At 76.0% G+C, this 14,872-nt stretch carries 5 protein-coding genes; all 5 read left to right on the top strand.

Translation table 11 applies throughout. The annotated features are described in order from the left end of the window. Nucleotides 1–10: 10 nt before the first annotated feature. The 5 genes from ABGB01_RS04435 to ABGB01_RS04455 are packed head-to-tail and all read left to right on the top strand — an operon-like array spanning nt 11 to nt 14,863. Nucleotides 11–4,672, top strand: a complete 4,662-nt coding sequence (locus tag ABGB01_RS04435) for an amino acid adenylation domain-containing protein (protein WP_347770554.1) — start codon at nt 11–13, stop codon at nt 4,670–4,672. Then, nucleotides 4,669–8,475, top strand: a complete 3,807-nt coding sequence (locus ABGB01_RS04440) for an amino acid adenylation domain-containing protein (RefSeq protein WP_347770556.1) — start codon at nt 4,669–4,671, stop codon at nt 8,473–8,475. The genes ABGB01_RS04435 and ABGB01_RS04440 overlap by 4 nt, the downstream gene beginning before the upstream one ends. Beyond that, complete coding sequence (locus tag ABGB01_RS04445; RefSeq protein ID WP_347770558.1) at nt 8,475–11,678, top strand: amino acid adenylation domain-containing protein; 3,204 nt, start codon at nt 8,475–8,477, stop codon at nt 11,676–11,678. Before ABGB01_RS04440 ends, ABGB01_RS04445 begins: the two co-directional genes overlap by 1 nt. 3 nt (nt 11,679–11,681) lie before the next feature. Further along, complete coding sequence (locus ABGB01_RS04450; protein WP_347770560.1) at nt 11,682–13,658, top strand: beta-ketoacyl synthase N-terminal-like domain-containing protein; 1,977 nt, start codon at nt 11,682–11,684, stop codon at nt 13,656–13,658. Then, nucleotides 13,655–14,863 carry a cytochrome P450 gene (locus tag ABGB01_RS04455; protein ID WP_347770562.1) on the top strand — a complete coding sequence of 403 codons (1,209 nt, stop codon included), beginning with the start codon at nt 13,655–13,657 and terminating at the stop codon, nt 14,861–14,863. The genes ABGB01_RS04450 and ABGB01_RS04455 overlap by 4 nt, the downstream gene beginning before the upstream one ends. The last annotated feature ends 9 nt before the right edge of the window (nt 14,864–14,872 follow it).

Genomic DNA, 14,872 nt, shown 5'->3' on the forward strand with positions numbered 1-14,872 from the left:
GACATCGGCAGTGACATCGACGGGGGGACACGCGAGACCCGCGTCACGGGGCAGCAGCGCGGAGCGGTTCGCCGCGCTCGACGGGAAGCGCCGGGTGGAGCTGCTGCGGCGGCTCGTCGAGGCGGGCAGGCTGGAGGCGATCCCCGACGTCGTGCCGCCGCGCGACCCCGCCGTGCCGGTGCGGCTCAGCCCGGCGCAGGAGGATCTGTGGGTGTTCGAGTCGCTCTATCCGGACACGGCGGCCCTCAACCTGTGCTGCTCGTACCACTTCGACACTCCCGTGGACCCCGCCGACCTGGAGGCGGCGCTGACCATCGTGCAGGACCAGCACGACAGCCTGCGCATGCGGATCAGGGGCGAGGTGGGCGACCTGCGGGTGGAGCTGCCGCCGGCGGAGCCGTTCACGCTGGAGCGGCTCGACCTGCGGGGCACGGGCGTCGGCCTGCGGGAGGCGCTGCACGCGTTCAGCCGCCGTACGTTCGACCTCGACGGCGGGCGGCTGATCAGGGGCCGGTTCATCACCGTGGACGGCACGCGCTCCACGCTGGTGCTGGCGCTGCACCACATCGCGACCGACTGGTGGTCGTTCGACGTGCTGCACGGCGAGCTGACCGAGGCCTACCGCGCCGTGCGCGACCGCACCTCGGACCGGTCCTGGCCGCGCCCGCACCGCCCCGTGATCCAGTACGCCGACTTCGCCGGCTGGCAGCGTGAGCTGGAGGCGGCGGGGGTGTTCGACGCCCAGCTCGCCTGGTGGCGGCGCTACCTGGCGGACCCGCCGCGACCTCTCACCGTCGGCTCGGCGACCCCGGGCGGCGAGTTCGGCGTCGAGCAGATCGCCTTCCGCATCGGACGGGACACCGAGGCCGCCGTGCGCGCGCTCGCGAAGGAGCGCGGCGCCACCGTGTACGGGGTGCTGATGACGGCGTTCGCGGTGTTCGCGCACCGGATGACCGGCGAGCGCGACCTGATCACGGGCACGCCCATGGCCAACAGGTCCGCCAAGGGCCTGGACCGCGTCATCGGCTACGTCATGAACTCCGTCCCGATCCGCTGGCGCTTCGGCGAGGACACCACGTTCGCCCAGTCGCTGTCGGGTTTCACCGCCGCTTTCCCCGAGGTGACGGCGCACGCCGACGTCCCCGTGGGCAGGATCGTGCGGGCGGTCGACCCGGTGCGGGTGGCCGGGCGGTCGCCGCTGTTCCAGTGGGTGTTCATGCACCTGCCCCGCCAGGAGAGCGTGGCCCGGCTGCGGGAGATCGCCGACCCCGAGCGGGTGCACACCGGCGGGGAGCACGACCTGATCGGCATCGTGCGCGACGCCGACGACGGGTTCGAGGCGAGCCTGGAGGTCCGCACCGACCTGTACGCGCCCGAGGTCGTCCGGGCCTGGGCGGAGGCGTTCACGACGCTGCTCGGGTCGCTGGTGGCCGACCCCGACGCGCCGGTGTCGGCGGCCGGCCTGGTGCCTCCAGACGAGCTCCCGCTGACCCCTGCGTGCCCCGCCGAAGACAGCGCGGGTGCCACAGCGGGCGGCGCGGCGAGCGGCAGCGGCGCGGAGTCGCCGTTCACGAGCCTGCCCGAACTGGTGGCCCGGCAGGCGGCACGCAGGCCCGGCGCGGTCGCCGTCGAGTCGGACGGCGAGCGGCTCACCTACCGGGAGCTGCTGGAGCGGGCCGACGGCCTGGCGGGCGCGCTGCGCGAGCGCGGGGCCGGGCCCGAGCGGGTGGTGGCGCTGGCGCTCGGCCGTTCGGTGGACCTGGTGGTGGCGATCCTGGCGGTGCAGCGGGCGGGGGCCGCGTACCTGCCGCTCGACCTCGACCATCCGCTCGAACGGCTCGCGTACCAGATCGAGGACGCGGGAGCGAGGCTGCTGGTCGCCGAACCGGGCGCGCTGCCGGAACTGGCGATCGAGCGCCTGTCACCGGCGCCGGCGCCAGGCGGACCCCCGCCCCCGACCCGACCGCACCACGCGGGACCGCCACCCCTGAACTCCGCGCACGACGCGGCCTGGGTGATGTACACCTCCGGCTCCACCGGCCGCCCCAAGGGGGTCGTGGTCGGCCATGCGGGCGTCGCGAGCCTGACCCGCACCCTGGTGAACGCGTTCGGGCTCGACGCCTCCAGCCGCGTGCTGCAGCTGGGCTCGCCGGCCTTCGACATCTCGGTGGCCGAGCTGTGCATGGCGTTCGGCTCGGGCGGCACGCTCGTCGTCCCGCCCTCGGGTCCCCTGATCGGTGCGGACCTGGGCCGCGTGTTGCGGGAGCGGCGGGTCACGTTCGCGCTGGTGCCGCCGGCGGTGCTGGCGACCGTGCCGCCCGGCGACTACCCCGACCTGCGGGGGCTGGCCTCGGGCGCCGACGTGTGCCCGGCGGAGCTGGTGTCGGCGTGGGCGGGCGTGCGGTTCTGGAACGCGTACGGGCCGACGGAGACCACGGTCGCCGCCAGCGTCAGCGACCCGCTCACCCCCGGCGGCGGCCTCCCCCCGATCGGCCGTCCCCTCGCCGGCCACCGCCTGTACGTCCTGGACGCCCGGCTGCGGCCGGTGCCCGTGGGGGTGCCCGGCGAGCTGTACGTCGCGGGCCCCGGCGTTGCCAGGGGCTATCTCGGCCGGCCCGGGCTGACCGCCGAGCGGTTCGTCGCGGACCCGTACGGCCCGCCAGGTGAGCGCATGTACCGCACCGGGGACCTGGCGCACCGGCGCGCCGACGGCCAGGTGCAGTTCCTGGGCCGGGCGGACGACCAGGTGAAGGTGCGCGGCAACCGGATCGAGCCGGCCGAGATCGAGGCGGTGCTGGCCGGGCACGAGTGCGTCGCCGGGGCGGCGGTCGCTCCGCGCGACGGCCGCCTCGTCGGCTATCTCGTGCCCCGTGAGGGCCGCCCGTGCGACACCGCGGACGTCCTGGCCCGGGCCGTGGCGGCGCTGCCCGCGCCGATGGTGCCGAGCGACCTGGTGGTGCTGGACGCGCTGCCGCTCACGCCGCAGGGCAAGCTGGACCGGGCAGCGCTGCCCGCTCCGCCCGTGGCGGGGCTCTCCGGGCCTCCGTCGCGCGAACCGGCCACGGACCGTGAGGCGGCGCTCTGCGCCCTCTTCGCCGAGCTGCTCGGCGTGCCCGGGGTGGGGCCGGAGGACGACTTCTTCCGGATGGGCGGCGACAGCATCACGGCGATCCAGCTCGTCAGCCGGGCCAGGGCGGAGGGACTCGGGCTCACGCCGCGCGAGGTGTTCGTCGCCAGGACCCCGGCCGCGCTGGCAACCGTCGCCCGGGCCGGCGTACGCACCGTCACCGACGCTCCCGCCGGCCGGTTCCCGATCACGCCGATCATGCACTGGTGGCGCGAGCACGGAGGCCCGCTCGGCACGTTCACGCAGTCGCTGACCGTGCCCGTGCCCGCGGGGACGGACGAGGAGCGGATCAGGGCGGCGCTGCGCACGCTGACGGCCAGGCACGCGGCGCTGCGCACGCGCCTGCTGCGCCACACGGACCCGGGCGCCGGCGCGGACTGGGAGCTGGAGGTTCTGCCCCCGGAGGAGGCGCCGGAGGTCCCGTTCAGCCGCGTGGCCGCCGGGCCGGGCCAGGGCCCGTCCGATCCGGCCCGCGACGCGCCCGGCGCGGACCCGCCGCACGCCGCGTCCCGGCCGGACGCGGGTGCGGTGCTCGATCCCGGGAGCGGGCGGATGCTGGCCGCCGTCTGGCACGCGCCGGACCGGCTGGTCGTCACCGCGCACCACTTCGCCGTGGACGGCGTCTCCTGGCGCCTGCTGGGCCCCGAGCTGGAGGCGCTGCTGCGCTCGCCCGGCTCCGGCGGGCCGGCGCAGGGCACGTCGTTCGCCCGCTGGGCCCGCCTGCTGGCCGCCGAGGCGGAACGTCCCGGGCGGGTGGCGGAGCTGCCCTTCTGGGAGGAGACGGCGGCGGGCGGCGCGACCCTCCTGCCGCCGGGGTGGAAGGGACGCGGCGGCCCGCGCACGACCCTCACCACCCGGCTCCCCGCGGACCTCACCGAGCAGGTCCTCACCCACCTGCCCGCCGCCTTCCGCTGCGGGCCGGACGAGGTCCTGCTGACCGCCCTCGCCATCGCCGTGGCACGCTGGCGCGGCGGCACGGAGGTGCTCGTCGACGTCGAGGGACACGGCCGGGACGCCTTCACCGACGACGCCGACGTCTCCACCACCGTCGGCTGGTTCACCACCCAGCACCCGGTACGGCTGGACGCCGCGGGAGAGCCCGCCGCCGCCCTCAAGCGGATCAAGGAACGGCTGCGCGCCGTCCCGTCGGGCGGGCTCGGCTACGGGCTGCTGCGCCACCTCAACCGGGACACCGCGCCGAGGCTCGCCGCCCTGCCCGCCGCCGACCTGCGCTTCAACTACCTGGGCAGGTTCGAAGGCGAGCTGGCCGGCATGCCGGAGGCGCCGATGGCGTACGCGGTGGAGCTGGACGCGGTCGCCCAGCCGGGCCAGGACGGCGCCCGGCTGGTGGCGAGCTGGTCCTACGCCGCCGGCGCGGTCAGCGCGGAGCGCGCCGGGGAGCTGGCCGGGCTCTGGTCCGGCGCGCTCGCCGAGCTGGCCGGGCAGGCGGGCGAGGGCGGCGCGACGAGCTCGGACTTCCCGCTGGTCGAGCTGACGCAGAGCCAGGTCGAGGCGCTCGAAGCGGACCTGGACGGCGACTGGTGAGCCGCGCGCTGGCCGACGTGCTGCCGCTCTCCCCCGCGCAGGAGGGCCTGCTCTTCCACGCCCTGTACGGCGGCGACGACGCGTACGTCGTCCAGGCCAGGTTCACCGTCGACGGGCCGGCGGACCCGCCCCGGCTGCGGGCCGCCGTGGAGGCCCTGCTCGGCCGCCACCCCAATCTGCGCGCCTGCTTCCGCCACAAGGGACTGGACCGGCCGGTGCAGCTCGTCCCGCACCGGGTGCGCCTGCCGTGGACTGAGGTGGACCCGCCGTCGGACGCCGAGCTCGAGCGCATCCTCGAGGCCGACCTGCTGCGCCCGTTCGACGTGACCCGGCCCCCGCTGGTGCGCGCCACCCTGGTGCGCCGGCGGGAGCTGGTGCTGACCCTGCACCACCTCCTGGTGGACGGCTGGTCGATGCCGATCCTGGCGAGCGAGCTGTCCGCCCTCTACGCGGGGGCGGGCACGCTGCCGCCCGCGCCGCCGTACCGGGACTATCTGGCCTGGCTGCGCGCCCAGGACGGGGAGCGGGCGGCACGGGCCTGGCGGGACGCGCTCGCTGACCTGCCGGGGCCGACCCTGCTGCGGCCCGGCGCGAGCCCAGCCGACAGCGCGGCGAGCATGCGGCAGGGGAGGGTGGAGACCGAGCTGACGGCGGAGCTGAGCGAGGCGCTGCGCCGGCGGGCGCGCCGGTCGGGCGTGACCGTCAACACGCTGGCGCAGGCGGCGTGGGGGCTGGTGCTGGCGCGGCTGACCGGGCGCTCGGACGTGGTGTTCGGCACGGTGGTGTCGGGCCGCCCGCCGGAGCTGGCGGGCGTGGAGTCGATGGTGGGGCTGTTCATCAACACGCTGCCGGTCCGGGTCAGGACGGGCGAGCCCCGCCTGCTGGAGCGCCTGCAGGACGAGCAGGCCCGGCTCTCGGCCTTCCACCACGTACGGCTCGCCGACGTGCGGCGCGGCGCCGGCGAGCTGTTCGACACGCTGCTGGCCTTCGAGAACTACCCCCGCGACGGCCTGGCCTCCTCCGGCGTCCGCCTGACCGAGGTGCGCGACGCCACCCACTACCCGCTCACCGTCACGGTCGTGGCCGGCGAGCGGCTGTGGCTGCGGCTCGGCCACCGCGCCGACATGGTCGGCCGCGCCGAGACCGAGGCCGTCGCGGCCCGCCTGACCCGGGCGTTCGAGAGGGTGGCCGAGGGCTCGGAGAGCGGCGATGTGCTTCCCGAGACGGAGACGCGCCGGCTTCTCGTCACCTGGAACGGCGCCACGCGGGCGCGGGCGGGCGGGTCGGTGCCCGAGCGGTTCGCGGCGCGGGCCGCCCGCACGCCGGACGCCGTGGCCGTCGAGCACGGCGGGCTCACCCTCACCTACGCCGAGCTGGACGCCCGTTCCGACCAGGTCGCGGCCGGGCTCGACGTGGCCCGGGAGGCGCCGGTCGCGGTGCTCATGGACCGCTCGCCTGATCTGGTGGTCGCCCAGCTGGCGGTGCTGAAGGCGGGCGGCTGCTACGTCCCGCTGGATCCCGGGCAGCCGCGCGACCGCCTCGACCGGCTCATCGCCGACAGCGGCGCCCGCACCGTCCTGACCAGCCCGCTGACCGTGGAGGGCGACGGAGACGGGGACGGTGTCCCGCCGAAGCCCGTGCACCCCGGCTCGGCCGCCTACGTCATGTACACCTCCGGCTCCACCGGCGCCCCCAAGGGCGTCGTCGTCACCCACGGGAACATCGCGGAGCTGGCCGCCGACCGGCGCTTCGCCGCGCACCGGCGGGTGCTGCTGCACAGCCCGCACACGTTCGACGCGGCCACGTACGAGGTGTGGGCGCCGCTGCTGAACGGCGGCACCGTCGTCATCGCCCCGCCGGGCCCGCTCCATCCCGGCACGATCCTGCACGGCCGGCTGGACGCGGTGTGGCTGACGGCCGAGCTGTTCCGCACCGTGGCCGACCTCGCGCCCGCGGCGCTGGCCGCGGCGGGCGAGGTGTGGGCGGGGGGCGACGTGCTGCCGCCGGACGCGGTCCGCCGGGCGGCGCTGCACGGCGCGCGGGTCGTCAACGGGTACGGCCCCACGGAGACGACGACGTTCGCCACCGCCCATCCCGCGGGCTCCGATCCTGGGACCGGACCGGTGCCGATCGGCCGGCCGCTGGACAACACGCGCGTGTACGTCCTGGACGCGCGCCTGCGCCCGGCCCCGACCGGCGTCGTCGGCGAGCTGTACATCGCGGGGACGGGCCTGGCCCGCGGCTACCTCGGCCGGCCCGGGCTGACGGCGGAGCGCTTCGTGGCGGACCCGTTCGCGAGCGGCGAGCGGATGTACCGGACGGGGGACCTCGCCCGGTGGACGTTCGGCGGGGAGCTGGAGTTCGCCGGCCGGGCCGACGGCCAGCTGAAGATCCGCGGCCATCGGATCGAGCCCGGCGAGGTGGAGTCCGTCCTGGAGAGCTCGCCGGACGTGACCCGCGCGGTCGTCGCCGCCGCCGACGCACCCGGAGGCGGCCGGCGGCTGGTCGCGTACGTGGTGCCCGGCGGATCGCTGGAGCGGGTGCGCGCGCACGCCGCCGCCCGGCTGCCCAGGTATCTGCTCCCCTCCCAGTACGTGCCGCTCGACCGCCTGCCGCTCACCCCCCACGGCAAGGTCGACCGCGCCGCCCTGCCCCCCGTTCCGCTTCCCGTGCCGCTTGATGGGCCGCTTGATGGGCCGCTTGATGGGCAGCGCGCGGCCCGTCAGGGCGCCGGTCCCCGGCCCGCCGCGAGCCCGCACGACCCCGCCGAGCCGCGCTCCGCGCGCGAGAAGAAGTTGTGCGGCCTGTTCGCCGAGGTGCTCGGGCTGCCGGAGGCGGGCGCGGACACCGACTTCTTCGCCTCCGGCGGGGACTCGCTGCTGGCCATGCGGCTCACCGCCGCGATCGAGGCCGCGACCGGCGTCCGCACCTCCATCGCCGCCCTGTTCGAGGCCCCCACGCCCGCCGAGCTCGCCATCCGCCTCGACGCGCCCTCCGATCAGGGCGAGCTGGACCTGTCGCCGCTGCTGACGTTGCGGGCCGAGGGCGAGCGGGCGCCGCTGTTCTGCGTGCACCCCGGCCGGGGCATCGGCTGGTCGTACACCGCGTTGCTCCCGCACCTCCCGAAGGACCGGCCGGTGCACGCGCTGCAGTCGCCGGTGCTCGGTGACGGCGCCTGGCGGCTGCCCGGCACCATGCGGGAGCTGGCCGACGACTACCTGGCGCGGCTGCTGGCGGTCCGGCCGGAGGGGCCGTACCTGCTGCTCGGGCACTCGTTCGGCGGGCTGCTCGCGTACGAGATGGCCGCCCGGCTGCGGGAGGGCGGCCGGCGGGTGGGGCTGGTCGCCTCGCTGGACGCGGTCCCCTGGCCCCCGGGCGTGGAGCCCGACCCGGACGAGGTCGAGCAGGAGGCGCTGACCATCCTGCTGCGCACCCGCACGCTGCACCCCTACGCGCAGCCGGGGCGGCTGGAGCGGGAGCGGGTGTTCGCCGCCGTGCGCGGCAGCGAGGGCCCGCTGTCGGGGCTGACCGGCGAGCACCTGGCGGCGGTGGCCGGCACGGTGGCCGGGCATCTGCGGCTGGCCGTCACCTACCGGCCGCCCCCCTATGACGGGACGGTGCTTCTGTTCTCGGCCACCGCCCAGCCCGGCGGCGTCGACTCGGCGGTCAAGGCTGAGCGCTGGAGCGGCCGCGCCCGCCACGTGCGGGTCCACGACCTGGAATGCGGGCACAGCGACCTGCTCAGGCCCGGGCCCGCCGCCGAGATCGCCGCAGTCATCGAGCCGATCCTCCGGGAGTCGTGATGGTGAAGTACGAGTTCCCCGTGTCGCCGGCGCAGGCCAGAATGCTGGTGCTCGACCAGCTCAACCCGGGCACCGCCCAGTACAACGTGCCCGTGGCCTTCACCGTGCGCGGGCGCTTCGACGTCGAGGCGTTCCGCGCGGCCCTGGACGCGGTGGTCGCCGCGCACGAGTCGCTGCGCACGGTGTTCCAGCCGCACGACGGCGGCTACCTGCAGGTCGTCGCGGAGGAGGGGAAGGCCGCGCTGCGCGTCGAGCGGGACGTGCCCGCGGCAACGGCGCACGCGCGCCTGCGAACCGAGGCGGCGGCGCCGTTCGACGTCGAGGCGGGGCCGCTGCTGCGGTGCGTGGTGTACGTCCTCGGCGACGAGCACCACCTCGTGCTGCTGACCGCCCACCACCTGGTGTGCGACGGCTGGTCGCTGCGGCTGCTGCTGGAGGAGCTCTCCGGCGCCTACCGGCGGCTCACCTCCCCCGGCGGGTCCACGGCGGACGCCGCACCGGCCGAGCCCGCGCCGCAGTACCCGGACTACGCCGTCTGGCAGCGGGAGCGGCTGCACGCCATGGACGAGTCCGTCGCGTTCTGGGCGGAGACGCTCAAGGACGCCCCCACGACGCTCGCCCTGCCCGCCGACAGGCCCCGCCCCGCCGTGCAGTCGCCGGCGGGCGGCGTCGTACGCGTCCCGCTGCCCTCCGGCACGCGCGAGCGGCTGGCCGAGGTCGCCGCCGAGCGGAACGCGACGCCGTACATGGTGATGTTCGCGGCGTTCGCCACGTTCCTGGCGAGGATCAGCGGCCAGCGGGACCTGGTCATCGCCGTCCCGGTGGCCGGCCGCGACCACCCGGACGTCCAGGGCATGATCGGCCTGCTGGTCAACACGCTCGCCGTCCGTGCCGACCTGTCGGACGACCCCGAGTTCCTCGACCTGCTCGGCCGGGTGCGCGAGCGCCTCCTCGCGGCCCGGCCGCACCACGAAGCCCCGTTCGAGACCGTGGTGCAGGCCCTCGCCCCCGGCAGGGAGCTGAGCCACGACCCGCTCGTCCAGGTGATGCTGGCCTACGACGACGACACCCGGCCGGCCCTCGACCTGCCCGGCGCCACCGCGGAGCGCGTCGAGCTGCTGCTGGACGACGCCAAGTTCGACCTGCTCATGAACGTCGAGCGCCAGGCCGGCGAGCTGGCCGCCCACCTCGTCTACCGGGCCGACCTGTTCGACCGGGAGACCGTACGCCACTGGGCACGCGCCTTCGCGACGCTGCTCGACGGCCTGCTCGGCGAACCCGGCCGGCCCGTGAGCACCGCCGGCCTCCTCCCCGCGGCGGACCGCCGCCTGATCGTCGAGGGATGGAACCGCACGGCCGCCCCCACCGGCACGCGCCTGGTCCCCGACCTGGTGGCCGAACGGGCCGCGGAACGCCCCGGCGCCACGGCACTCGTCTGCGGCGCCACCGCGCTCACGTACCGGGAGGTGCTGGAGCGCGCCGACCGGCTGGCCGGCCGGCTGCGCGCGGCGGGCGTCGGGCCGGAGATCCCCGTGGGGCTCTGCCTGCCCAGAGGCGCGGACATGGTGGTGGCGGCGCTCGCCGTGCTGCGCGCGGGAGGCGCGTACGTACCCCTCGACCCCGGGCATCCGGCCGCCCGGCTGACGTTCATGATCGGCGACGCGGGGGTGCGGCTGCTGATCGCGACCGAGCCCGTGGACCTCGGCGTGCCCGTGGCCGCCCCCGACGGCGACGCCCCCATCCCCCCGGTCGGGCCGGTGCTCACGGCGCGGCCCGAACCCGCGAACACGGCCTACATCCTCTACACCTCCGGCTCCACCGGCACCCCCAAGGGCGTCGCCGTCGAGCACCGGGCGCTGCTGAACCTGGCCACCGCCGTACGCCACCGGTTCCCCGTGACCGGCGACGACCGGGTGCTGCAGTACGTGTCGTTCGGGTTCGACGTGGCCGTGTCCGACCTGTTCTTCTCCCTCGTCGCGGGGGCGGAACTGCACATCGCGGCCGAGTGCGAGCGGCTCGGCGAGGACCTGTACGCCCGCCTGCGCGACTCCCGCATCACCTACGCCTTCCTGCCGCCGTCGGCCGCCATGTCGCTGCCCTGCCCGCCGGACGCCCGCGAGACGGCGCTGCCGGACCTGCGCACACTGGCCGTCGGCGGCGAGGCGTGCCCGGCCGAGCTGGTGGAGCGCTGGGCGACGCCGCGGCGCCGGATCGTGGACGCGTACGGACCGAGTGAGACCACCGTCTACGCGACCACGGCCGACCTGTCGCCGGGGCGGCCCGTGGTGATCGGGCGCCCGGTGGCCAACGGGCGGGCGTACGTGCTGGACGAGCGGCTGCGTCCCGTGCCCGTGGGGGTGACCGGGGAGATCTACCTGGCGGGATCGGGGATGGCCAGGGGTTACGCCAACCGGCCCGGGCTGACCGCGGAGCGCTTCGTCGCCGACCCGTACGGGCCGCCGGGCGAGCGCATGTACCGCACGGGCGACCTCGGCAGGTACGACGCCGGCGGGGTGCTGTCCTACCTCGGCCGGGTCGACACGCAGGTCAAGCTGCGCGGCTTCCGCGTGGAGCTGGGCGAGATCGAGACCGTCCTCGCGGCGCACCCCGGGGTTTCGGTGGCGGCGGCGTCCGTGCGCGGTGACCGGCTGGCGGTGTACGTGGTCGCGGACGGCGAGCCGCCACCCGCCGCGCGGCTGCGGGCGTGGCTCGGCGAGCGGCTGCCGGGCTACATGGTGCCCGACTCGGTCGTCCTCCTGCCGGAGTTGCCCGTCAACAGGTCCGGCAAGGTGGACAGGTCGCTGCTGCCCGAACCGCCGCCGACCCGTCCCGACCTGGGCCGCCCCTACGTCGCCCCGGCCACGGACACCGAGCGGCTGCTGGCGGAGGTGTGGGCGGGGGCCCTCGGCCTGGAACGGGTCGGCACGCAGGACAACTTCTTCGACCTGGGCGGCAACTCGATCAGGCTGCTGGCCGTCCTGGCGGCGCTGCGCGAGCGCGGCAGGGACGGCGGGCTCAAGCTGGTCGACCTCTTCCGGCATCCGACGGTCGCCGCCCTCGCCGACCGGCTGGACCGCCCCGCCGGTTCTCCCGCCGGTTCTCCGGCCGGTTCTCCGGCCGGGGCGGACGTCGGCGCGGCGAGACTGCGCGGCCAGAGCAGGCGCGAACGGCTCGCCGCGCGCAGGAACGCACAGAGAGGGTAACGAATGACCGACGCACCTGCTGTGGCCATCGTGGGGATGAGCGGCCGCTTCCCCGGAGCCCGCGACGTGGCCGGCTTCTGGGCCAACCTGCGTGACGGCGTCTGCTCGATCGCCGACTTCGGCGAGGAGGAGCTGCTGGCCGACGGCGTGCCCGCCGACGAGCTGCGCCATCCCGGCTACGTGCCGTCCAAGGGGTTCCTGGCGGACGCGGACCGCTTCGAGCACGAGCTGTTCGGGTTCGGCGCGGCGGAGGCGCGGGCCCTGGATCCGCAGCTGCGGCAGCTGCTGGAGACGGCGTGGTCGGCGCTGGAGGACGCCGGGCACGACCCGCGCGCGGCTCCCGACAGGACCGGCGTGTACGTGGGCGGCGAGCCCAGCGACCACGCGCTCGCCGCGCAGCTCGATCCGGGGCTGCGGGCCCGGCTCGGGCCCCTGCAGGTGCGGATGTTCACCGACAGGGAGTTCATGGCCGGGTGGCTGTCGTACCGGCTGAACCTGACCGGCCCCAGCATGACCGTGCAGACGGCCTGCTCGACGTCGCTGGCCACCGTGCACATGGCGGTCCAGGCGCTGCTGCTCAGCGAGTGCGACCTGGCGCTGGCCGGCGGCGTGTCGATCGACTCGCCGTACAGGCGGGGATACCTGTACGAGCCCGGCGGCATCTTCTCGCCCGACGGGCGGTGCCGGCCCTTCGACGAGAAGGCGGCGGGCACCGTCGGCGGCAACGGCGTCGGGCTGGTGGTGCTCAAACGCCTGGAGGACGCCCTGGCCGACGGCGACGCGATCCACGCGGTCGTCCGCGGCACGGCGCTCAGCAACGACGGCGCCGGGCGGGTGGGGTTCACCGCGCCCGGCGTGGACGGGCAGACGACCGCCATCGTCGAGGCGTGGGCGGCGGCCGGTCTCGAACCCGCGAACGCGCAGTTCCTGGAGGCGCACGGCACCGGGACGGACCTCGGCGACCGGATCGAGGTGGCGGCCGCCGCGGCGGCCTTCGCGGGCGCGTCCGGGTGCGCGATCGGCTCCGTGAAGTCCAACGTCGGCCACCTGAACGCGGCCGCGGGCGTCACCGGGCTGATCAAGGCCGCGCTGATGCTCCGGCACCGCACGATGGTGCCCACGGTGAACGTCACCCGCCCTCACCCCGACCTCGACCTCGACTCCACCCCGTTCCACCTGCTCACCACCACCACGGAGTGGGCCCCTCCCGCGACCGGCCCGCGCCTCGCCGGAGTCTCGTCCCTCGGCATCGGCGGCACCAACGTCCACGTCGTCCTGTCAGAACCTCCCGCCCCGGCCCCTGCGCCTGGGCAAGGCGGGCCGCCCCTGGTGCTGCCGCTGTCGGCCCGCACCCCTGCCCAGCTGGCCACGGCGGCGGGCCGGCTGGCGGAGGCGCTGCGCGCGCCCGGCGCGCCCTCGCCGGCCGACGTCGCCCACACCCTGGCCACGGGCCGTGCCGCCCTGGACGCCCGCGCCTACGTGGTCGCCACGACCCTCGACGAAGCCGCCGCCGCGCTGGAGGCGCTCGCCGCGCGCGGAGAGGCGACGGGCGGCGGTGGTTCCGCGCTGGGTGACGCGTGGGTCCGGGGCGGGAACGTCGCCTGGCCACAGGCGGGCGGGCGGCGGGTCCACCTGCCCGCGTACCCGTTCGCGGGCGAACACCACGGCGCGCTCACCGTCGGCGCCCCGCCGCCTCCCGAACCCGAACAGCCGCAGGACATGAGGACCGCGGTGACCGAGCTGTTCCTGACCACCCTGGACCTGCCCGGCAGGGAGGACCTGACCAGGACGTACTTCGCCGTCGGCGGCGACTCCCTGACCGCCGTCTTCCTGGTCGGCGAGCTGCGCGACCGCTTCGGCCTGGAGGCGCCCATCGAGCTGTTCCTGGAGGAGCTGCCGCTGGAGGAGCTCATCTCCCGCGTCCTGAGCGACCCGGACGACGACCCGCTCGGCGCCCTGCTGGACGAGCTGGAATCATGAGGCCCAGCCAGGACCCGGCCGGGATCGACGCGCTCGACCTGCTCGATCCCGCGCTCCACGCCGCCCACGACCTCACCCCCGTGTGGCGCTGGCTGCGCGCCCACGACCCGGTGCGCAGGCACGAGCGGTTCTGGAGCGTGACCCGCCACGCCGACGTGCTGCGCGTCGTGCGCGACCCGGACACGTTCAGCTCGCTCCAGGGCAACATGTTGCGGACCCTCCTGCGCGGGCACGATCCCGGCGCGGGCAAGATGCTGGTCGTCACGGACGGGCCCGGGCACACCCGCCTGCGCCGCCTGCTGGCGCCCGGCTTCGGCCCGCGCGCGCTCGGCCCGGTCACGCGCTCGATCGAGGAGGCCACCCGCGACCTGCTCGGTGCGCTCGTGCGGCGCGGCGGCGGCGACTTCGTGGCGGAGGTGGCCGCCCAGGTGCCCCTGCGTGCCATCTGCGAGCTGCTCGGCGTCCCCGAGCAGGATCGGCAGCGCGTGCTGGAGCTGACCGGCGAGGCCATGCTGGGCGAGACCCCGGCCGGACAGCGGGCCGGACAGCAGGCGGGGAGCGCGCCGCCGGCGGCGATGATCGCCCAGAGCGAGATCCTGCTCTACTACACGCGCCTGGCCGCCCGGCGCAGGCATGCGCCGGGCGACGACGTGATCAGCCTGCTCGTCGGCAGCGACCTGACCGAGGAGGAGGTGCTGCTCAACTGTTACAACCTCATCATCGGCGGCGACGAGACGGCCCGCCTGGCGATGGCCGGCGGGCTGCTGGCGCTGGCCACGTACGACAAGGAGTGGGCGCGCCTGCGCGAGGACCCCGCGCTCGTCGACCCGGCCGTCGAGGAGGTCCTGCGCTGGACCACCCCGGCCGCCCACGTCGGGAGGATCGCCACGCGGGACGCGGAGCTGGCCGGGCGGCAGGTCGCGGCCGGCGACGTGGTGGCGCTGTGGACGGTGTCCGCCAACCGTGACGAGGCCGTCTTCGACGACCCGGACCGCTTCGACGTCGGCAGGACGCCGAACCGGCACCTCACGTTCGGTCACGGCCCGCACTTCTGCCTGGGCGCCCAGCTCGCCCGGGCCGAGATCCGCGCGCTGCTGGCCGAGCTGCGGGCGAGCGTGTCGGCGATCACGGTGACGGGCCCGGCGACCTGGTTGCCGTCGAACTTCGTCAACGGCGTCGGCACGCTCCCCGTGGCGCTGGCGTAGCCTGCGATT

Source organism: Nonomuraea sp. B5E05, from assembly GCF_039880665.1.
Taxonomy (GTDB): Bacteria; Actinomycetota; Actinomycetes; order Streptosporangiales; family Streptosporangiaceae; genus Nonomuraea.

What these genes read in the sequence shown, in the direction of transcription:
- ABGB01_RS04445 (WP_347770558.1), top strand. Translation starts at nt 8,475, where the DNA reads ATGGTGAAGTACGAGTTCCCCGTGTCGCCGGCGCAGGCCAGAATGCTG.
- ABGB01_RS04450 (WP_347770560.1), top strand. Translation starts at nt 11,682, where the DNA reads ATGACCGACGCACCTGCTGTGGCCATCGTGGGGATGAGCGGCCGCTTC.
- ABGB01_RS04455 (WP_347770562.1), top strand. Translation starts at nt 13,655, where the DNA reads ATGAGGCCCAGCCAGGACCCGGCCGGGATCGACGCGCTCGACCTGCTC.